The sequence below is a fragment of the Nocardioides sp. Z38_18 genome (genome assembly GCF_058215695.1).
In genome coordinates this window covers 1,308,286-1,328,343 of record NZ_JBZAJE010000001.1, presented here as the reverse complement: position 1 = coordinate 1,328,343, position 20,058 = coordinate 1,308,286, and the positions used below count along the sequence as shown (strand labels likewise).

Sequence of the window (20,058 nt, the reverse complement as noted above, 5' to 3'; positions counted from 1 at the left end):
CGAAACCTCGGTGAACGAGCTGCGGTCAGGTCTCGTGGCAGCAACCTGATGGTGGACCTTGCGGCACTACTACGCCTCTCTGCCCATCCGCCTCGGCGAATCAGTGAAGACGGTGCAGGCGCGTCTGGGGCACGCAAGCGCCGTCGAGACTCTCGGCACCTACAGCCATCTCTGGCCAGATTCTGACGATCGAACCCGTGAAGCAATCGACTCGGTCCTTGGCTCTTCTGCCCCAGACCTTGGGCGCGGGCGGACAGTCATTCTCGGGCTCCTGCGGACTGTTCGCGGACTGCAGCCCCTCTAATTCCGCTTCTTTGCAGGTCAGAGGGGGTGGTGCGGACGGGCTGGCTCATAGGCCGGGTTCTGTTCGCCGTACCGCCTCACGACGGCACGGTTGGCGACCATCCATCTCCGGGTGCCGTTGCCGACACCCTCCAGCGACCTACCCGCGAGCTCGGGCGGACCACCCTCGAGCACTCGCTGTTCGGTCTTGCTCCAGGTGGGGTTTGCCTAGCCACGACGGTCTCCCGCCGCGCTGGTGGTCTCTTGCACCACCGTTTCACCCTTACCCCGGCTCGAGAGCCGTGGCGGTCTGTTTTCTGTGGCACTGATCCCGCGGGTCACCCCGGGTGGGCGTTACCCACCACCTCGTCCTGTGGAGCCCGGACCTTCCTCGACATCCTCGGACGAATCCGAGAACGACGCGATCGCCCGGCCAGCCCGTCCGCAGGCCAAGGATAGGGCACCGGAGCCCGGAAGCGTCCCGGGCTCACGCGGATTGCCGACTTCTGCCTCGGCGCCCTTCTCCTGTGGTGTTTCTGGGACGTTCTGCCCGCCCGAGCCCTACCCTTGGGTCAAGGGGGGGTCATGACCACAGCGGCCGAGGCAGAGCACGTCGCGACGCTGCCGCACTCCCCGGTCCCGCCCACCAGCTGGTTGCTGACCGACACGCTCGTCGCCCACCTGCAGCTGATCGCCGACGGGGTGGTCGCGGTCGCAGGCTTCGGCGTGGCAGCGATCCGGATCCGCAGCGGCGACGAGCTGGTGCTGGTTGTGGACACGGGCCTGCCCGAGGAGGTCGGGACGCGCATCCCGCTCCGGCTGATGCAGGACGAGCTCGCGCTGGCCGACGACTGGGGCATCCTCCAGTTCGTGCCGCACGAGCGCGGCACTGCCGGCCCCAGCACCGGTGGCTGGATCGTGCCGGACGTGACCGTCACCGATGGACCCGACGCCTGGCACCCCCTCGACATGCTCGTCGCCCCGCTGTACGACGAGCAGGGCGAGCTGCGCGGGACGCTGGCCATCGACGAGCCGCTCGACGGGCGCCGACCCGGAGTCGCCCGCCGGCGGGTGCTCGAGCGGTTCGCTGGCCTGGCCAGCCGGGCCGTGCTCTCCGCGGTGGAGCGGGAGTCGCTCGCCGAGCAGGTGGCGATGGCCAACATGGTCAAGGAGGTCGTCCGGACCACCAGCGCCCAGCTCAGCCTCGAAGGCCTGCTCGCCTCCTGCGAGCAGACCCTCGTCGAGGGGTTCCGGGCCGACGGGCTGTGGATCCAGACGGTCGTGGAGGAGGACCGGGGCGGGCTGCTGTACACCCCCGAGGGCGTCGACGTGGTCCTGCCGCCGGCCATCGTCGAGTTCGCGGCCGCCTCGGCGAGCTACTGCTGGCACCACCAGCTCGTGGTCACGATCGGCGAGGACCACCCGGTCCCGCCGATGATGGACCCGCGTCAGCACCACGAGATCGTGGAGCTGCTCCGGGGCATCTCGATGTCGGCGCTGATCTTCGTCCCGCTGGGCGCCGGCACCGAGCACATGGGCAGCCTGGTGCTCACCCGCCGCCAGGCGCAGGACGAGTGGTCCGAGATCGAGCGCTCGGCCCTCCTCGACATCGGTCACGACCTCGGCCGAGCCACCCTGAACGCACGCACCTTCGAGCGTGAGCACGCCCTGGTGACCGAGCTGCAGGCGCTCGACACCTACAAGAGCCAACTCATCGCCACCGTCTCCCACGAGCTGAAGAACCCGCTGACCGCCGTCACCGGTCACCTCGAGATCCTCGAGTCCGACGCCCTGGGCGTGGGCGATCTCGCCCGTTCCTCGCTGGCCGCGATCGGCCGGGCCTCGTCGCGGATGTCGCGGGTGATCGAGGACCTGCTCCTGCTCCGGGAGATCGGCGAGAAGGAGAAGCCGCTGGGCCAGGAGGCGGTCAACCTGGTCGACCTCGTCCACGAAGCCGTCACGATGACCGCCCTGATCGCGGAGAGCAAGGACCTGGACGTCCGGGCCCGCGTTCCCGAGCACCCCGTGCTGGCGCTGGGCGAGGTCGACGAGCTCGACAAGGTCGTGCTCAACATCGTCAGCAACGCCGTGAAGTACACCCCCGGCGGGCGCGCCGTACGCATCAGCCTGGAGTCGCGGGCCGGCACCGTGGCCCTCCGCGTCGAGGACGAGGGACTGGGCATCTCCGAGCAGGACCAGGCGCAGCTGTTCACCGAGTTCTTCCGCTCCACCAACCCGCGTGCCGTCGAGCAGCCGGGCACCGGGCTGGGCCTGGCGATCGTCAAGCGCATCGTCGAACGACACCGCGGCACGGTCGAGGTGGAGTCGCGGCTGGGCCACGGCAGCACCTTCACCGTGGTCCTCCCGGCAGCCCGCTGACACCCTCCCACCCGCGTTCGGGGACCGGGGTCGGACCGCCCGCCCGCTGCGTCCGGCGCCGGAGCACCGACCTAGGCTGGCGCGGTGCTGATCCTGCTACCGCCCTCCGAGGGCAAGGCCCGACCGTCGCGGAGCAAGCCGCTCGACCTCGATTCGCTGAGCTTCACCGCACTCACCGGGCCGCGCGAGCGGGCCCTGGAGGCGCTGGCGCAGCTGTGCGGCGGGGACCCCGAGGAGGCCGCGAAGATCCTCGGCCTCGGCCCCACCCAGGTCGAGGAGGTACGCCGCAACCAGCATCTGCTGACCGCCCCGACGGCACGCGCCGACGCGATCTACACCGGCGTGCTCTACGAGTCCCTCGACCTCGCGTCCCTGGACCCGGCCGCACGCAGGCGTGCCTCGCGGTCGCTGGCGACCACCTCGTCGCTGTTCGGGCTGGTCCGCCCCGGCGACCGGATCCCGTCCTACCGGCTCGCCGGTGGCGTCAACCTGCCCGGCCTCGGCGTGGTCTCGGGCCACTGGCGCGGTGTGCTCGACCCGGTCGTCCGGGAGGCGGCCGGTTCCGGCCTCGTGGTGGACCTCCGCTCGAGCACCTACGGGGCGTTCTGGCGCCCGGCCCCCGACCTCGCACACCAGGTCGCCACCGTGCGGGTGCTGCAGCAGGTCGGCAGCGAGCGCAAGGTCGTCAGCCACTTCAACAAGGCGACCAAGGGCCGGCTGGTCCGGGCCCTGCTCCAGGCCGGAGCGACACCGGTGACCCCGGCAGCGCTCGCCGACGACATCTCGGCCCTCGGCTGGAAGGTCGAGCTGCTCCCGCCCGGGAAGACCAGCCAGCAGCTCGACGTCGTGGTCGACGACCTCTGAGCGGCCCGGGTCAGCCGAAGATCTCGGTGGGGCGCGCGTTGAAGAGGCGCAGGTTGGCCATCGGCTCGTCCTGGCCCGGCCCGCCGCTGAAGTAGGAGATCACCGTGACCGAGGCCGGGGCGAGCTCCATCCGGTAGACCGCATCGAGGGGAGCACCCAGCGCCTCGGCGACCAGCACCTTGATCGGGGTCACGTGGCTGACCGCGACGACCGTCTGCCCGGCGTACGACGACACGATCTGGTCGCGTCCCTCCAGGACCCGCGTCTCGACGGCACGGAAGCTCTCCCCGCCGTGGGGAGCCGACTCCAGGTCGCCGAGCCAGGCGGTCATCTCGTCGGGGAACTTCTCGTGGACCTCGGTGAAGCTCAGCCCGTCCCAGGTCCCGAACTCCATCTCGGCGATGCCGGCCTCCTCCTCGACCTCCAGGCCGAGGATCTCGCCGAGGATCTCGGCTGTGTCGCGGGTGCGCCGCACGGGCGAGCTGACCAGCACGTCCAGCGTCCCGGCCAGCGGGGTGAGCCACTCGCCGGTGGCCCGCGCCTGCTCGCGGCCGGTCTCGTTCAGGGGCGGGTTGCTGCTGTTCATCCCACCGGAGAAGAGCTTGCCCACGGTGTGGTCGGTGACACCGTGACGGACCAGGACCAGCGTGGTGACCTCGACCTCCGAGGGTCCCCAGCCGCGTTTGGGCGCCTGCTCCTGCTCGGCGTCCAGGCTCAAGTGCCGGACTCCCCCGTACGCACCAGGATCCGGTCGCACTCCTCGCAGCGGACCACCGTGTCGGTGGGCTGCTTGGCGATGATCCCGAGGTCCGAGGCGTTCAGGGTCAGGCGGCAGCCCTCGCAGGCGCGACGGCGCAGCGCAGCCGCACCGACCCCGCCCTTCTGGGCCCGCAGCTTCTCGTAGAGCGCCATCAGGTCCTCCGGCATCCCGGAGGCCGTGGTCTTGCGCTCCGCCTGCACCGAGGCCAGGTCGTCACGCAGCACCTTGGCGCGCTCGTCCAGCGCCTCCTTGAGCCTGCCCTCCTCGAGCTCCAGCTCGGCGAGCTCGGCCGACCGCCCGTCCAGCGCGGTCTGGGCGGTCTCGAGCTGCTCCATGATCTCCAGCTCGGTGTCCTCCAGAGAGGTGATCCGCCGGTGCAGGGACTCCAGCTCCCCCAGCATCCGCTCGAGCGCCTTGGGGTCCTTGACCTGGCCGGCGTCGATCATCGACTGGTCGCGCTCACGACGGGTCTTGACCTGCTCCACGTCGGCGTCGGCGCGCTTCTGCTCCCGGGTCAGGTCGTCGACCTGGATCCGCAGGTCGCGCACCGAGTTGGCCATGGCCGTACGCCGGGCCGCGAGCTCGCGTAGTTGCGCAGCCTCGGGGATCGACTGGAGCTGGTGGTTCAGGGCGTCGATCCGGGAGTCGAGCTCCTGGACGTCGAGCAGCCTGAGCTGGACGAACGGGTCGGCTTTCAGAGGATTCTCCTGATGTAGTTGTGGTCCTCAGACCCGGAAGGTCCACGGGTCCGTGTTCGTCGTGCTGACGCGGACCTCCACCGTATCGCCCAGTGCCTCCACCAGCCGACGGCGGAGCACCGGGAGCCAGGTCGCCTCGGCGGCCCAGTGGGCCACGTCCACCAGCGCCGGGGCATCGCGCTGCTCGCGCAGCTCCGACGCGGGGTGGTGGCGAAGGTCGGAGGTGAGGTACACGTCGACGCCGGCAGCCCGCGCCCGGTCGAGCAGGAAGTCCCCGGCACCGCCGCACAGCGCGACGTGCTCGACCACCCGGTCGGGGTCCCCCGCGACGCGTACGCCGTGGGCCGTCGGGCTCAGCGTCGCGGAGACGTGGGCCGCGAACTCCGCGAGCGACATCGGGGAGGGCAGCCGGCCGCGCCTCCCGGAGCCACGGTCGGGCTGGGGCAGCTGGGCGAGCTCGATCACGTCGTACGCCGGCTCCTCGTAGGGGTGCGCCGCCAGCATCGCCGCCACCGCCGCGCTGCGCAGGTGCCGGGGGCACACGGTCTCGATGCGCACTTCCTCGACCTGCTCGGGGCGGCCGACCTCCCCGATCGCCGGCCGGGAGCCCTCCAGCGGCCGGAAGCGCCCCTCGCCGAGCGAGGTGAAGCTGGCCGAGTCGTAGTCACCGATCCTGCCCGCGCCGGCCTCGGTGAGCGCCGCCCGGATCCCGTCGGCCGCAGCCACCGGGGCGAACACCACCAGCTTGTCCAGCGGCGGCGCGGGGTCCGGGTCCAGGGGGCGTACGTCCACCAGCCCCAGGGCCAGGCCCAGGGCCTCGGAGACCCCTCCCGCCGGGGAGTCCGCGTTCGTGTGCGCGGTGAACAGCCCGCAGCCCGAGGTCAGCAGGTTGTGCACCACGCGGCCCTTGGGACCGGTGGCCGCGACGCCGTGGACCGCCTTGAGCAGCAGCGGGTGGTGGCAGACGAGGAGCTGGGCGCCGAGGGCGATCGCCTCGTCGGCCACCGCGGCGACCGGGTCGACGGCCAGCAGGATCCGGCGCACCTCGGCCGCCGGGTCCCCGCACACCAGTCCCACCGCGTCCCAGCTGTCCGCGTGGTGGGGTGGGTACCAGTCATCGAGCAGGGCGGTGATCTCTGCGAGCGTGGGCACGGGTGCAGGCTAGTTGACCTGCCGCTCGCGGTCCTTCCAGTACTCCTGGCGCAGCTTGAACTTCTGCAGCTTGCCGGTGGCGGTGCGGGCGAGCACCTCGCGGAACTCCACCGAGGACGGCGCCTTGTAGCGCGCCACCTTGGACTTGCAGTAGTCGATCAGCTCCTGCTCGGTGAGCTCGGAGCCCTCGTTCTTGACCACCAGGGCCTTGATCGTCTCGCCCCACTTCTCGTCGGGTACGCCGATCACGGCGACCTCGGCCACGTCGGGGTGGGAGAAGATCGCGTCCTCGACCTCGATCGAGGAGACGTTCTCGCCACCGGTGATGATCACGTCCTTCTTGCGGTCCTGGATCGTCAGGTAGCCGTCTTCACCGATGACACCCCCGTCCCCGGTGTGGAACCAGCCGTCCCGCAGCGCAGCCTCGGTCTCCTCCGGCTGGTCCCAGTAGCCCTCCAGGATCACGTTGGACCGGGCCAGCACCTCGCCGCCCTCGTCGATCTTCAGCGTCACCCCGATGGCCGGCTGCCCGGCACGGACCAGCTTGGCGGCACGCTCCTCCCCGGACAGTTCGTCCCACTCCGCCCGGGTGCGGTTGACCGTCAGCAGCGGAGAGGTCTCGGTGAGGCCGTAGATCTGGATGAACTCCCAGCCGAGCTCGGACTCGACGCGGGCGACGGTCTTCGTCGGCGGCGGCGCTCCCGCGACGATGATCCGGACCTTGTCCCGCCCGGGGATCTCGCCCTGCCAGCTCTCGGCGGCCTCGAGCACCGAAGCGACGACGGCCGGCGCAGCGCACATCACCGTGACGCCGTACTTCTCCACGCGCCGCAGGATCTCGGCCCCGTCGATCTTGCGGATCACCACCTGCTCGACGCCCATGCCGGTCATCGCGAACGGCATCCCCCACCCGTTGGCGTGGAACATCGGCAGCGTGTGCAGGTAGACGTCGCGGTCGGTCACCCCGGCATGCAGCGCGAAGGTGACCGCGTTGGTCCAGACGTTGCGGTGAGTGATCTGCACGCCCTTGGGGCGGGCCGTGGTCCCCGAGGTGTAGTTGATCGTGGCGGTGGCGTTCTCGTCGTGCTCCCAAGGCTCCGGCTGCGTCCCCTCGGAGTACATGTCCTCGTCGCGGCCGATCACGAACTTGTGCTCGCACTCCACGCTCGCCATCGACTCCTCGAGCTCGGGATCCACGTAGAGCACCCGCGCACCGGAGTGCTCGACGATGTACTTGACCTCGTCGACGGAGAGCCTGAAGTTGATCGGCACCAGCACCCGGCCGTGCCCGGCCACCCCGAAGAACGCGGTGTACAGCCGGGCGCTGTTGTGCGAGAGGTAGGCCACCCGCTCCCCGAACCCGATGCCGAGCTCGTCGAGCTTGGCGGCCTGGGCCCGGGCCAGCTCGCCCACCCGCGCGTAGGTCATCTCGCCCAGCGACGGCGCAGGCTGGTCCGGCTCGTCGACGATCCCGATGCGGTCGGCGTACACCGCCAGGGCGCGGTCGAGAAAGTCGGACGCTGAGAACGGCACGATCACGGTTGTGACTCCCCTCACTGTGGATGGAACCACCCTAACTGCCATGCCACCCGGTCAGACTCCCTTGAACCGGGCATAGGTGAGGGGCACACTCGTGAACGTGCAGGCCAACGACTCGGACCTCGTGGACGAGTCATGGCTCGCGCCCGAGGCCCGTCGCCTGCGCGTGCTGTTCGACCGGGTGCCCGCGCTGATCGGCTACTGGGACAGGGACCTCCGCAACGTGATGGCCAACGCGGCACACGTCGAGTGGTTCGGGAACGAGCCGGCGGACATGACCGGGAAGCACATCAGCGAGATCCTCGGTCCCGAGCTCTACGCCAAGAACCGACCCCACATGGAGCGCGCCCTCGCCGGTGAGCAACAGGTCTTCCAGCGCACCATGACCTCCGCGATGCCCGACCGCCGCACCCGGCACGCCCAGATCTCCTACGTGCCCGACCTCGTGGACGGCGAGGTGGTCGGGCTCTTCGCGCTCGTCACCGACATCACCCAGACCGTGGAGACCCAGCGCCAGCTCGACGAGGCGCAGGAGATCTCCCAGCTCGGGAGCTGGCGCTACGACGTCGCCACCCGCGACGTGACGTGGTCGCGGCACATGTACCGGCTGATGGGCCAGGACCCCGACGACTTCGTCCCCGTGAGCGAGACCTGGATGCCGCAGGTGCACCCCGAGGACCAGGACGACCTGATGGTCATGATCACCCGGGCACGTGAGTCCGGCGTGGACTACGAGATGAGCTACCGCCTCGTCCGCCCCGACGGAGAGGTCCGTGAGGTGCTCAGCCGGGTCCGCGCCGAGTGGTCGCCCGAGGGTGAGGTCACCGGGCTCACCGGCGTGATGCAGGACCTCACCGAGTCCAACTCGCTCACCCGTGAGCTGAGCCGGGTCAACGAGGAGCTGCGGCAGGTCAACCAGCTCAACGCCGACGTGCTCGGGGTGGTCGGTCACGACCTGCGCACACCGCTCTCGCTCGTCCTGGGACACCTCGAGGAGCTCTCGGCGACCTGGGGCAGCAGCGACGAGGACACCAAGCTCGCTCGCGTCGACAAGGCGTACGCCGCGTCGCTGCGCCTTGCCGCCCTGGTCGAGGACGTCCTCGCGATGGCCAGCTTCGACTCCGGCACGGTCGCCACCCGGCCGCTGCGCGTCGAGCTGGGCGAGGTCGTCAACGAGGCCCTGGCGGGCGTGCACGGGGCCACGGAGGTGGAGGTCCGGGTCGAGGGCTGCCCCGTCAGCGTCGTCGACCCCTTCCACGTGCGCCAGATCGTGGCCAACCTGGTCACCAACGCGCTGCGGTACGGCGCTCCCCCGGTGGTCGTGACGATCAGCGAGACGGGCGGCTCGGCACGGATCGAGGTCACCGACCGGGGGGAGGGCGTCCCGGCGGACTTCGTCCCGCACCTGTTCGAGCGGTTCACCCGCGCCACGACCGGGGTCGCCACCCGGCACCGGGGCAGCGGCTTCGGCCTCTACATCGTGCGCCGGCTGGCCGAGGCCAACGGCTGCGAGCTCACGTACGCTCCGGCGCTTCCTTCGGGCTCGCGGTTCCGACTGGATCTTCCTTGACCTCGTGGTGGGCCTCAATCCACCTCATCGCCGGTTTCGCCAGCACCCCGTGGACCAGGACCGAGAGCCCGATCGTGAACGCGACGGTGGCCCACAGCCACCGGAGCTCCTCGAAGTGGGCGTGCCCGGCGGCGTACGCCAGGTAGAACAGCGACCCGACGCCACGCACACCGAAGAAGGCCGTGACGAGGCGTTCCCTGCGGTCCATGCCGTGGCCGCTCCTCGCGAACGGCACCAGGCTGGCCACGCCGGCCAGGGGACGCAGGACAAAGACCAGCGCCACCCCGGCCAGCACGCCCCGCCAGTCCAGCGCCTCCAGGATTCCGCGACTCATCGCGATGCCCAGGCACAGCAGCACGAGCAGGGTCAGCAGCCGCTCCAGACGCTCCACGACGCCGTGCATCGCCTCCTGGTAGTCGTGGCTGCGCTCGGCGTTGCGCATCGCCATGCCGCAGCAGAACACCGCGATGAAGCCGTACCCGCCGACGAGCTCGGCGGCGCCGAAGGACAACGCCAGTGCCGCCAGCGCCAGCAGCGGCTCACCCTGCTCGGCCAGCCGCAGCGAGGCCCTGCGCGCCCGGAATGCCAGCTTGGCCAGGAGGTAACCCACCAGGGCGCCCACCAGCACGCCCAGCACCACCTTGCCGAGCAGGTCCCACAGGAACCACTTCCCCACCCAGGACCAGGTGGTGCCCTTCTCCACCAGGTAGATGGCCCCGTAGACGAAGGGGAAGGCGAGGCCGTCGTTGAGGCCGGCCTCCGAGGTGAGCGCGAACCTGACCTCGTGCCGCTCGTCGCTCTCGTCCTGGTTCTCGGTCTCGACGTCCGGGCCACCCACCTGGACGTCACCGGCGAGCACCGGGTCGGTGGGGGCCAGCACCGCGCCCAGCAGCAGCGCAGTGGCCGGGGCCAGGCCCAGGCCCCACCACCCCAGCAACCACACCGCGGCGATGCTCAGCGGCATCGCCGCCAGCAGCAGCCGCCAGGTCGCGGACCAGCGCCGCCAGTCGCGCGGATGACGCAGGCGGAGCGGACGGTCCAGGGCCAGCCCCACCCCCATCAGCGCCAGGAGCACGGTGAACTGGGTGACCTGCTCGACGGTGGTGTGGTTCTTGACCGGGTCGAAGAACGCGTCCGTGCCGACCGGCAGGAACCCCATGCCGATGCCGGCTGCGAGCAGCACCATCGGCGGGGAGACGGCGAACCGGCTCAGGGTCGACGGCAGCACGGCCGCCAGCAGGATCGCGAAACCCGCGACGAGATACAGGGCGCTGGACACGGGGCCCACCTTCCGAACGCAACAAGACGAACAGAGGGCCCGCGTCTCTGGGGCCTGACCGGATTGGGCAGCAGGACTCCCCTGCGAGTCCTCGCCGCGAAGCGATGCCCGTTTGACGGACTGTGCTCGTTGACGGGGCCCGGAGTCAAATGCCGTCTGGACAGATGCCGGCGGGTTGGGGTGCCCGGCCCACAATGTGCCTGTGAGCCAGGCACCCGAGCCCGAGTCCCCGTGGACCCGCCGTGCCCTGCTCACCGCCGGGGCCGCCACCGCGGCGGCGGCGCTGGCCGCCGACTCACGCAAGTCCGACCCAGCCCTCTCGGCCGCCCTCCGGGACCAGATCGGCGTACAGCTGCACCTCCGCTGGGAGGGGACGCCGTACTACGACCTCGAGCAGGTGATCGCAGCCCTGCGGGACCTCGGCGCGGGACACGTGCGGGACTCGTTCAACGTCGGCTGGCCGACCCAGAACGCACAGATCAGAACCGTCGCGGACGAGTGCGAGGTGAAGTTCACCCTGACCGCCAGGATGAGCGACCCCATCGACGGCTTCGTCGAGGGGGTCGCCGCCCTCGGCGATTGCGTGGTCGCCGTCGAGGGGGTCAACGAGTGGGACAACACCGGCCGTCCCGACTGGGCCGCCGAGGTGCGCGCGCACCACACGGAGCTGTACGCCGCCGTGAAGCGCGCGATGCCGCAGATGCCGGTGCTCGCACCCTCGGTCTCGGACCCTGCCCAGGCGAAGACGCTCGGCCCGGTGCCCTGCGAGTTCGGCAACGCCCATGCCTACCCCGACGGCGCCCCGGGGGCGTGGCTCACGGTCCCGCTGACGGCCGCGGCGGCGGTCGCAGGCAAGCGCGTCGTCGTGACCGAGACCGGCTACACCAACGTCCTGCGCGACTCCGACGTCAGGTGGCACCACCCGGTCACCGAGGAGGTCGCGGGCGGCCACATGGCCAGCCTCGTCAACGCCCACCTCGAGGCCGGCGCCCCCCGCGTCTTCGTCTACGAGCTCTTCGACCAGGGGCCTGGCGACGTCGACGTGGAGCACGGGTTCGGGCTGCTCCGCTTCGACGGCAGCCCCAAGCTCGCGTTCACAGCGCTCAGAGGGCTGCTCCGCGGCACCGACGACCTCGGCTGAGCCGGGAGGTCGCGGACGGGTGGTGGGCGCAGCAGGGATCGAACCTGCGACCACCTCGTTGTAAGCGAGGTGCTCTACCGCTGAGCTATACGCCCCAGGGTCTCCGGCCCGATGGATCAGGCCCCGACCACGCGGCCAAAGACTACGGGAGGTGGGCGGTGGCGCCCAACTCGCCCGGTGTATCCGGATTCGCGACGAGCCCGTCAGGACACAAAGAAGTCGCGCCGCTGGCGTCTCGGGTCACCAGCGGCGCGACAAGGCAAAGAGTGCCCCAAGACGGGCCAGCTTCCAAGGGCTTCGCGGAAAATGGCCGAGACAACTAGACCAGGGCGGCCAGGACAGCGGCATGTTCGTCCAGATCGCGCGCCTGGCCGCTAGCGTTGTGCGCCGCCCAGGCGATCTGCCCGTTCCGGTCGACGATGTAGGAGGACCTGGTCGGTCCCCCCGAGCGCTCGTCGAAGACGCCGTACGCCTTCGCCGTGGCGCCGTGCGGCCAGAAGTCGCTGAGCAGCGGGAAGAAGATCCCGTCGCGGTCGGCCACCGCACGCTGGGTGAAGATCGGGTCGCAGCTGATCGCGATCAGCGTCGAGCACTCGGTCTCGAAGTCGCCGAGCCGGTCGCGCAGGCCGGTGAGCTCGCCGGTGCACACCCCGCTGAACGCGAACGGGTAGAACACGAGCAGGGCGGCCTTCCCGCGGGCCTGGGTGGTGAGCGTGACGGCCTGGCCGTGCTGGTCCCTGAGGGTGAAGTCAGGCGCCGCTGCGCCGATGGCCAGAGTCATGCCGGCCATCGTGCCAGCCACCGGGCACAACCTCGACGTCAGTCCCCCGAGTCCTCTGCGCCCCCGGCTGCGTCCGAAGCCTCGTCCTCACCGGAGTCGCCGTCGTCGCCGGGGTTGCCGTCCTCGTCGTAGTGCTTGAGGTCCTTCTTCAGGACCTTGCCGGTGGAGTTCCGGGGAAGCTCGTCGAGGAACACGAACTCACGCGGCACCTTGTAGCCGGCGAGGTTCTCCTTGACGTGGGACTTCAGGGTCTCGCGCAGGTCGTCGGGATCGACGTCGCCGCTGATCACCACGAAAGCACGCAGGCGCTTGCCGTACTCCTCGTCGTCGACCCCGACGGCGGCGACGTCCTCGACGCTCTCGTGGCGCGACAGGCAGTCCTCGACCTCCTTGGGGAACACGTTCTCCCCGCCGGAGACGATCATCTCGTCGTCGCGACCGTCGACGAACAGGCGGCCCTCCTCGTCGATGCGCCCGATGTCGCCGCTGGACATGAGCCCGTCGATCATCTCCTTGCCCTCGTCCTCGTCACCGGTGTAGCCACCGAAGAGCATGGTGTTGCCGACGAAGATCCGGCCCGACTCCCCCGGCGTCTGCTCGTTGCCCTCGTCGTCGTAGATCTTCACGACGGTGTTGTAGGGAACCTTGCCCGCCGTACCGGGGGCGGCGCGCATGTCGTCGGGCTGGGCGATCGTCGCCCAGGCCACCTCGGTCGAGCCGTAGGTGTTGTAGAGGTTCTCGCCGAACGCATCCATCCACTTCGTGGCGAGGTCCCCGGGCAGCGCCGACCCGGAGGCGGCCACCACGCGGAGCCGGGACCAGTCGCCGGAGCGCTCGTCCTCGCTGAGCTTGAGGATCCGCTGCATCATCACCGGGATCACGATCATCGCGTCGCAGTCGTGCTTCTGCAGGGTCTCGAGACAGTCCGCGGGATCGAACCTGCGGCGCAGCACCACCGTGGAGCCGAGCAGCATCGCGAGGTTCAGGTGGGCCCAGCCCCAGGTGTGGAACAGCGGGGCGGCGATGTAGGTCCGGCCGCCGGTCTTGAACGGGATCTTGGACAGCAGCGCGACCGCGCCGTCGATGCCGGACTCGCCACGGGGTGCGCCCTTGGGCGTCCCGGTCGTGCCCGAGGTGAGGATCACCGGACGCGTCGTGTGGTCGGGCACGGGGTGCGCCTCGGTGGAGCCCTTCTCGATCAGGTCCTCCACCAGCGGCACCTTGCCGGGCTCGCCGTCGTGCCACGCGATCACCCGGGGCATGTCGATGCCGGACTTGTCCACCAGCTCGGTGAACTCTTCGTCGTAGACGATCGCCGCGGGCTTCTCGCGCTCGCACACCTCCCCCAGCTGCGGGGCGGAGAAGGCGGTGTTCAGGTAGAGGATGTCCGCCCCGAGCTTGGACAGGGCGGTCGAGGCGTCGACGAAGTACCGGTGGTTGCGGCACAGCACGGCCACGCTGTCTCCCTGCTCCACGCCGAGCTCCTTGAGCCCGTGCGCCAGCCGGGTGGCGCGCTCGTCGACCTCGGCCCAGGTCAGCTCACCGAGCTCGTCGATGAGGCCGAGCTCCTGGGGTGACCGGACCGCCAGCGCCCTCATCCCACCGGCGAACCCGATGCCCCAGTCCATCACCGTGCGGCCGATCCCCACCAGCTTGCGAGGGCCGTAGGGCCGGATCACCCCCGACTGCGCCATGACCTTGACCATCCGGGCGTGACGAAGCGCTGTTCTCTGCATCTGCGGGAACATCGGGTGAGGACCTCCTGAGCTGTGGGTTCAGTTCTTGGGAGCGACCAGACGGGTGCCGGTCCACTCCTTACCCACTGCAACGGTCGTCGTCGTAGAAAGTCCCGCAATTGGCGCGGCTTCGGCGACATCGGCCGCGTCCACGGCTCCGGGCCTGCCCACCTTGGGGGTCAGCAGCCAGATCGCTCCACCCCGGACGAGGTCGGTCAGGCTGTCGACGAGCGCGTCGACGAGGTCCCCGTCGTCGTTGCGCCACCACAGGAGTACGACGTCCACGACGTCACCGTGGTTGCCGTCGACGAGGTCGGAGTCGATGGACTCCTCGATCGCGGCACGGATCGAGTCGTCGACGTCGTCGTCCCAGCCGAGCTCCTGCACGACCGTGCCGGGCTTCAACCCCAACCGTTCCCCCAGCTGGACATCCGCGCGGTCTGCGCTCGGGCTCACCTGTTGCCTCCACTCACTGATCTCTAGGTCGGAATCACCCACACGAATTCGGGGTCCCGGTGCCCGTAGTCCACTAGACCCAGGGGTCAGGCGCAAGCCCGGACGCTCCATGTCCAGCATCCGAGGTGCTGCAGGAAGCCCCAATCACACCCGGCCGTGCCCGATTTGCCGATACGCTCCGGTTCCTGCCAGGACCTGGTCAGGTGGGCGAGCGCGGGGGGTTCCGTTGACGACCTTCATGGTCATCGGCCTCGTCGGGCTGGCGCTCCTCCTGGTCTCGCTGGTGATCGGGGACGTGCTCGACGGCGCCCTCGACGCCCTGACCGGTGACGTCTTCTCGAGCGCGGTGATCGGTGGGTTCGTGGCCGCCTTCGGGTTCGGGGGCGCGGCGGCCCAGGCCGCCGGTGTCCCGGTGCTGGTCAGCGTTCCGGTCGGCGTCGTCGCCGGAGCCGGGTTCGGCTGGTTCGCGGCCTGGCTCACCCGGTTGCTGCGTGACGGGAACAGCGACGCCACGCCCGTCGCGGAGGACTCCCTGGGCCGCGAGGGCACCGTGCTCACAGACATTCCCGAGGGCGGGTTCGGCACCGTCAGGGTGCTGCTCGGGGGGCACGTCGTACGCCTCAACGCCCGTGCGGAGCGCCCGGTGCCCGCCGGCACGGGGATCCACGTCACCGCGGTCCTCTCCCCCACCGCCGTCAGCGTCGCCCCGCTCTGGGACGACCTCGAGATCCCTCCCGCCCACTAGCCCCGGCTCCCAGCCACCTGGGCTGGGCGTGCCACCTCGCGGTAACCCTGAAAGGACTCCCCCATGAGCCCGGTGATCGTCCCCGTACTCGGCTTCGTCGCCCTCTTCGTGCTGCTCCTGCTGCTGGTCACCAGCCGCTACAAGGTGGCCGGCCCGAACCAGGCGTACATCGTCACCGGCCGCAAGGGGAAGGCGGTGCTCAACCCCGAGACCGGCGCCCTGACCACCGACCTGTCGGGGCAGAAGGTGATCCTCGGCGGCGGCACGTTCGTGATCCCCTTCGTGCAGAAGCTCGCCACCCTCGACCTCTCCAGCCGCCGGATCTCGGTCCAGATCAGGGGCGCGGTCTCGGGGCAGGGCATCAAGCTCAACGTCGAGGGTGTGGCGATCGTCAAGGTCGGGGGCAACGCCGACCAGATCCGGCTCGCGGCCCAGCGCTTCCTGAGCCAGCAGCAGGACGTGGAGGCCTTCACCCAGGAGGTGCTGGCCGGCGCCCTGCGCTCGATCGTGGGCGGGCTGACGGTGGAGCAGATCATCCGTGACCGCGCCGCGTTCGCGCAGCGGGTGGCCGACGAGTCGGAGAACTCCCTCACCGGCCAGGGCCTGATCCTGGACACCTTCCAGATCCAGGACGTCACCGACGACGGCAGCTACCTCGCCGACCTCGGCCGTCCCGAGGCCGCACGGATCGGCCAGGCCGCCTCGATCGCCGAGGCGAACGCACGCCAGGCAGCCGAGCAGGCGCGGATCAAGGCCGAGGAGGAGATCGCGGTCGCCCAGCGGGCGCTCGCCCTCAAGCAGGCCGAGATCAAGGCCGAGACCGACGCGGCCTCGGCCAACGCAGCCGCTGCGGGACCGTTGGCGCAGGCGGACCGGGACCAGTCCATCCTCCTCGAGCAGGAGAAGGTGGCGGTGCGACAGGCAGCCCTGACCGAGCGTCAGCTCGAGACCGAGGTCCGCAAGCCGGCCGACGCCGCGCGGTACAAGGTCGAGCAGGAGGCGGAGGCGAACCGCACCGCGGAGATCTTCGCGGCCGAGGCCCGCAAGGCCGCCTCGATCGCGAACGCCCAGGCCAAGGCCGAGGAGACCCGGCTCAGTGGTGAGTCGGAGAAGTCGAGGCGTGCGGCACTCGCCGAGGCCGAGGCGATCGAGGGCCAGAAGCGCGGCGAGGCAGAGCGGTCCCGTCGCGTCGCGGAGGCGGAGGCGACCCGCGCCGAGGGCGAGGCGACCGCTGCCGCCACCCTGGCCGTGGGCCAGGCCGAGGCCGAGGCGATGGACAAGCGTGCCGAGGCGTTCGCCCACTACAACGACGCCGCGGTGCTCCAGATGCTGATCGAGGTGCTGCCCCAGATCGCACGCGAGGTGGCCGCCCCCATCGCCGCCATCGACCAGCTCACGATCGTCTCGACCGACGGGGCCGGCGCCATGCCCAAGCAGGTCACGGACAACGTCGTCCAGACGCTCTCGATGCTGAAGACCACCACCGGGCTCGACCTCGAAGGACTGATCAAGCGTGCGGTCGACGGTGCCACGAACGGTGCCGGGATCGTCCCCACCGGCGCGTCCGACGCCTGAGACGAGGGCGCCGGATGCCCGTACTCGTCAGTAGATTTTCTCTGCTTACGAGAAGTGACACGATGAACCGGTGAACGACTCCGACAACACCCAAGAGCCAGTCGAGGCTCGGCGCGCCTCGGTGATCCACGAGGGCCTGCCGACCCAGCTTCCCGACATCGATCCCGACGAGACCCAGGACTGGCTCGCGTCGTTCGACGCGATGGTGGACGACCGCGGTCGCGACCGCGCGCGCTACCTGATGCTGCGACTGCTCGAGCGTGCGCGCGAGCAGTCGGTGGGCGTCCCGGCGCTGCGCAGCACGGACTACATCAACACGATCCCCCCGGAGCGCGAGCCGTGGTTCCCCGGTGACGAGGACGTCGAGCGCCGGATCCGCGCCTTCATCCGCTGGAACGCCGCGGTGATGGTCTCCGACGCGAACCGTCCCGGCCTCGAGGTGGGCGGGCACATCGCGACGTACCAGTCCGCAGCGAGCCTCTACGAGGTCGGCTTCAACCACTTCTTCAAGGGCAAGGACGCCGCCGGTGGTGGCGACCAGGTCTACATCCAGGGCCACGCCTCCCCCGGCATCTACGCCCGGGCCTACCTCGAGGGTCGGCTCACCGAGGAGCAGCTGCTCCGCTTCCGCCAGGAGGTGCAGCACGGCGTGGGCAAGGGGCTCCCGTCGTACCCCCACCCCCGCCTGATGCCGGAGTTCTGGGAGTTCCCCACGGTCTCGATGGGCCTGACGGCGATCAACTCGATCTACCAGGCCCGGTTCAACCGCTACCTGCAGAACCGCGAGATCAAGGACACCTCGAAGCAGCACGTGTGGGCCTTCCTCGGTGACGGCGAGATGGCGGAGCCGGAGTCGCTGGGCGCGATCGGTGTCGCGGCTCGCGAGGAGCTCGACAACCTCACCTGGGTGATCAACTGCAACCTGCAGCAGCTCGACGGCCCGGTACGCGGCAACGGCAAGATCATCCAGGAGCTGGAGTCGACCTTCCGTGGCGCCGGCTGGAACGTGATCAAGGTGATCTGGGGTCGCGAGTGGGACGCGCTGCTGGCGCGTGACGTCGACGGCGTCCTGGTCAACCAGATGAACGCCACCCCCGACGGCCAGTTCCAGACCTACTCGGTCGAGGACGGTGCCTACAACCGCGAGCACTTCTTCGGTCCCGACCCGCGGCTGCGCAAGATGGTCGAGCACATGACCGACAAGCAGATCGAGAAGCTGCCGCGCGGCGGTCACGACTACCGCAAGGTGTACGCCGCCTTCGACGCTGCCACCAAGCACGTCGGCCAGCCGACCGTGATCCTGGCGCACACCATCAAGGGCTGGACGATCGAGTCCCTCGAGGGCAAGAACGCCACCCACCAGATGAAGAAGCTCAAGACCGCCGACTTCAAGAAGTTCCGCGACCGGCTCTACCTGCCGATGAGCGACAAGGACATCGACGACGCCTACGAGGAGACCGGCGGCGCCCCGTTCTTCCACCCGGGCAAGGACTCGCCCGAGATGGAGTACATGATGGAGCGGCGCCGCCAGCTCGGCGGCTCGCTGCCCAAGCGCGTGGTCCGCGCCAAGCCGCTGAAGGTCCCCGGCGACGAGCTCTACGCCGAGCTCAAGCAGGGCTCGGGCAAGGCCAAGATCGCCACCACGATGGCGGTCGTGCGACTGCTCCGCGACTGGATGAAGGACAAGAACATCGGCCACCGCCTGGTGCCGATCGCTCCCGACGAGTACCGCACGTTCGGGATGGACTCGATGTTCCCCAGCGCCAAGGTCTACAACCCCGGCGGTCAGCGCTACGAGTCGGTGGACCGCAAGCTGCTGCTGAAGTGGCGTGAGGACACCAAGGGCCAGCTCCTCCACGAGGGCATCTCCGAGGCAGGGGCGATGGCGTCGGCCACGGCCGCCGGCTCGTCGTACAGCACCCACGGCGAGGTGATGATCCCGTTCTACATCTTCTACTCGATGTTCGGGTTCCAGCGCACCGGCGACTCCATCTGGGCGATGGCCGACCAGCTCGCGCGCGGCTTCCTGATCGGCGCCACCGCTGGCCGCACGACCCTGACCGGCGAGGGGCTCCAGCACGCGGACGGCCACTCACCGCTGCTCGCCGCGACCAACCCCGCGGTGGTGCACTACGACCCGGCGTTCGCCCACGAGGTCGCGCACATCATGCAGGAGGGCCTGCGCCGGATGTACACCGTCACCGAGGAGCACCCTCAGGGTGAGGACGTCATCTTCTACGTCACGGTGTACAACGAGCCGATCTCGATGCCCGCAGAGCCGGAGAACATCGACGCGGAGGGCCTGCTCAAGGGCATCTACCACTACGCCGACGCCCTCGAGGTGGACGGCAACGGAGACGCGCCTCGCGTCCAGCTGCTCGCCTCGGGAGTCGGGTTCCCGTGGATCCAGAAGGCCCAGCAGCTGCTGGCCGAGGACTGGGGCGTGGCCGCCGAGCTGTGGTCGGTGACCTCGTGGAACGAGCTGGCCCGCGAGGCCATCGCTGCGGAGAAGTGGTCGTTCAACCACCCCGACGAGGAGGCCAGGGTCCCCTACATCACGAACAAGCTGGCGGACGCCAGCGGTCCCGTGGTGGCCGTCAGCGACTACATGCGCGCGGTGCCCCAGCAGATCGCGCCCTGGGTGGGCACCGACTTCCACGCGCTGGGCACCGACGGGTTCGGCTTCGCCGACACCCGGCCCGCAGCACGACGCTTCTTCCAGGTCGACGCGGAGAGCGTGACCGTCGCTGCCCTGCAGGCGCTCGCCGCTCGCGGTGAGGTCAAGCCCGAGATCGTGGGCGAGGCGTTCCGCAAGTACCGCGTGGACGACCCCACCGCCGTGGCCGACGTCAAGCAGGAGGGCGGGGACGCGTGAGCGAGGCCCAGCAGCGCGCCTGGCTCGACGCCGGCAGGCGGGGAGTCATCCCGATCGCCGGAGGCGTGCTCTGCCTCGCGCTCTCCTGGCCGGCGACCCAGGACCTCGACCCGCTGCTGAAGGGGCTGGGGGCGGTCCTGGTCGTCCTGGGACTGGTGATCGTCGTGACCACGGCACGCACGCTGGGCGCGGAGTACCGCCGCATCGGCGCACCCTGAGCGCTGGC

16 protein-coding genes, 1 tRNA gene and 1 other RNA gene are annotated in these 20,058 nt (G+C 70.1%); 8 read left to right on the top strand and 10 right to left on the bottom strand.

Annotation, left to right across the window (positions count from 1 at the left end; all coding sequences use genetic code 11):
- Window positions 1-336: 336 nt before the first annotated feature.
- Window positions 337-723: RNase P RNA component class A (gene rnpB, locus AC4BGC_RS06310), an RNA gene on the bottom strand.
- A gap of 144 nt (window positions 724-867) precedes the next feature.
- On the opposite strand from rnpB, the gene AC4BGC_RS06305 reads away from it, so the two are divergent.
- Both AC4BGC_RS06305 and yaaA read left to right on the top strand, forming a co-directional pair.
- Window positions 868-2,661, top strand: coding sequence for a sensor histidine kinase (locus AC4BGC_RS06305; RefSeq protein ID WP_490554843.1), 1,794 nt, complete (start codon window positions 868-870; stop codon window positions 2,659-2,661).
- An 84-nt stretch (window positions 2,662-2,745) separates the two neighbouring features.
- Window positions 2,746-3,525, top strand: coding sequence for a peroxide stress protein YaaA (yaaA, locus tag AC4BGC_RS06300; protein WP_490554842.1), 780 nt, complete (start codon window positions 2,746-2,748; stop codon window positions 3,523-3,525).
- 10 nt (window positions 3,526-3,535) lie between these two features.
- Here yaaA and AC4BGC_RS06295 read toward each other — a convergent pair whose 3' ends face one another.
- The 4 genes from AC4BGC_RS06295 to AC4BGC_RS06280 are packed head-to-tail and all read right to left on the bottom strand — an operon-like array spanning window position 3,536 to window position 7,668.
- A complete protein-coding gene (locus AC4BGC_RS06295; protein ID WP_490544925.1) occupies window positions 3,536-4,243 on the bottom strand; it encodes a histidine phosphatase family protein in 708 nt (235 codons plus the stop codon).
- Window positions 4,240-4,953 (bottom strand): zinc ribbon domain-containing protein, encoded by a 714-nt coding sequence (locus AC4BGC_RS06290; protein ID WP_490555719.1) that lies wholly within the window; start codon window positions 4,951-4,953, stop codon window positions 4,240-4,242. The genes AC4BGC_RS06295 and AC4BGC_RS06290 overlap by 4 nt, the downstream gene beginning before the upstream one ends.
- Before the next feature lie 57 nt (window positions 4,954-5,010).
- Window positions 5,011-6,135, bottom strand: a complete 1,125-nt coding sequence (locus AC4BGC_RS06285) for a Nif3-like dinuclear metal center hexameric protein (RefSeq protein WP_490554841.1) — start codon at window positions 6,133-6,135, stop codon at window positions 5,011-5,013.
- A gap of 9 nt (window positions 6,136-6,144) precedes the next feature.
- Window positions 6,145-7,668 carry an AMP-binding protein gene (locus tag AC4BGC_RS06280; protein ID WP_490554840.1) on the bottom strand — a complete coding sequence of 508 codons (1,524 nt, stop codon included), beginning with the start codon at window positions 7,666-7,668 and terminating at the stop codon, window positions 6,145-6,147.
- A gap of 106 nt (window positions 7,669-7,774) precedes the next feature.
- Between AC4BGC_RS06280 and AC4BGC_RS06275 the strand changes: the two genes are divergently transcribed.
- A complete protein-coding gene (locus AC4BGC_RS06275) occupies window positions 7,775-9,244 on the top strand; it encodes a sensor histidine kinase (protein ID WP_490554839.1) in 1,470 nt (489 codons plus the stop codon).
- Here AC4BGC_RS06275 and AC4BGC_RS06270 read toward each other — a convergent pair.
- A complete protein-coding gene (locus tag AC4BGC_RS06270; protein ID WP_490554838.1) occupies window positions 9,189-10,523 on the bottom strand; it encodes a cation:proton antiporter in 1,335 nt (444 codons plus the stop codon). The two genes, AC4BGC_RS06275 and AC4BGC_RS06270, sit on opposite strands and share 56 nt — an antisense overlap.
- Before the next feature lie 202 nt (window positions 10,524-10,725).
- Between AC4BGC_RS06270 and AC4BGC_RS06265 the strand changes: the two genes are divergently transcribed.
- A complete protein-coding gene (locus tag AC4BGC_RS06265) occupies window positions 10,726-11,664 on the top strand; it encodes a hypothetical protein (protein ID WP_490554837.1) in 939 nt (312 codons plus the stop codon).
- Window positions 11,665-11,684: 20 nt separating this feature from the next.
- On the opposite strand, the gene AC4BGC_RS06260 is transcribed toward AC4BGC_RS06265, so the two are convergent.
- The 4 genes from AC4BGC_RS06260 to AC4BGC_RS06245 all read right to left on the bottom strand — a co-directional run bounded on the left by AC4BGC_RS06260 (window position 11,685) and on the right by AC4BGC_RS06245 (window position 14,637).
- Window positions 11,685-11,759 (bottom strand) — tRNA-Val (locus AC4BGC_RS06260).
- Window positions 11,760-11,983: 224 nt separating this feature from the next.
- Window positions 11,984-12,445, bottom strand: coding sequence for a peroxiredoxin (locus AC4BGC_RS06255; protein ID WP_490554836.1), 462 nt, complete (start codon window positions 12,443-12,445; stop codon window positions 11,984-11,986).
- A 38-nt stretch (window positions 12,446-12,483) separates the two neighbouring features.
- Window positions 12,484-14,181: an AMP-binding protein gene (locus AC4BGC_RS06250; RefSeq protein WP_490544938.1), complete on the bottom strand. Its 1,698-nt coding sequence runs from the start codon at window positions 14,179-14,181 to the stop codon at window positions 12,484-12,486.
- 39 nt (window positions 14,182-14,220) lie between these two features.
- Window positions 14,221-14,637 carry a DUF3052 domain-containing protein gene (locus AC4BGC_RS06245; RefSeq protein WP_490544940.1) on the bottom strand — a complete coding sequence of 139 codons (417 nt, stop codon included), beginning with the start codon at window positions 14,635-14,637 and terminating at the stop codon, window positions 14,221-14,223.
- A 226-nt stretch (window positions 14,638-14,863) separates the two neighbouring features.
- Here AC4BGC_RS06245 and AC4BGC_RS06240 point away from each other — a divergent pair, with 226 nt between their 5' ends.
- From AC4BGC_RS06240 to AC4BGC_RS06225, 4 genes are all read left to right on the top strand, one after another.
- On the top strand, window positions 14,864-15,382 hold the full coding sequence (locus AC4BGC_RS06240) for an NfeD C-terminal domain-containing protein (RefSeq protein ID WP_490554835.1): 519 nt from the start codon (window positions 14,864-14,866) through the stop codon (window positions 15,380-15,382).
- A gap of 63 nt (window positions 15,383-15,445) precedes the next feature.
- Window positions 15,446-16,957, top strand: a complete 1,512-nt coding sequence (locus AC4BGC_RS06235; RefSeq protein WP_490544944.1) for a flotillin family protein — start codon at window positions 15,446-15,448, stop codon at window positions 16,955-16,957.
- 121 nt (window positions 16,958-17,078) lie between these two features.
- Complete coding sequence (gene aceE, locus AC4BGC_RS06230) at window positions 17,079-19,832, top strand: pyruvate dehydrogenase (acetyl-transferring), homodimeric type (protein WP_490555718.1); 2,754 nt, start codon at window positions 17,079-17,081, stop codon at window positions 19,830-19,832.
- The gene (locus tag AC4BGC_RS06225; protein ID WP_490544946.1) at window positions 19,829-20,050 is read left to right on the top strand and encodes a hypothetical protein; all 222 of its coding nucleotides are present in this window, start codon (window positions 19,829-19,831) and stop codon (window positions 20,048-20,050) included. Before aceE ends, AC4BGC_RS06225 begins: the two co-directional genes overlap by 4 nt.
- The last annotated feature ends 8 nt before the right edge of the window (window positions 20,051-20,058 follow it).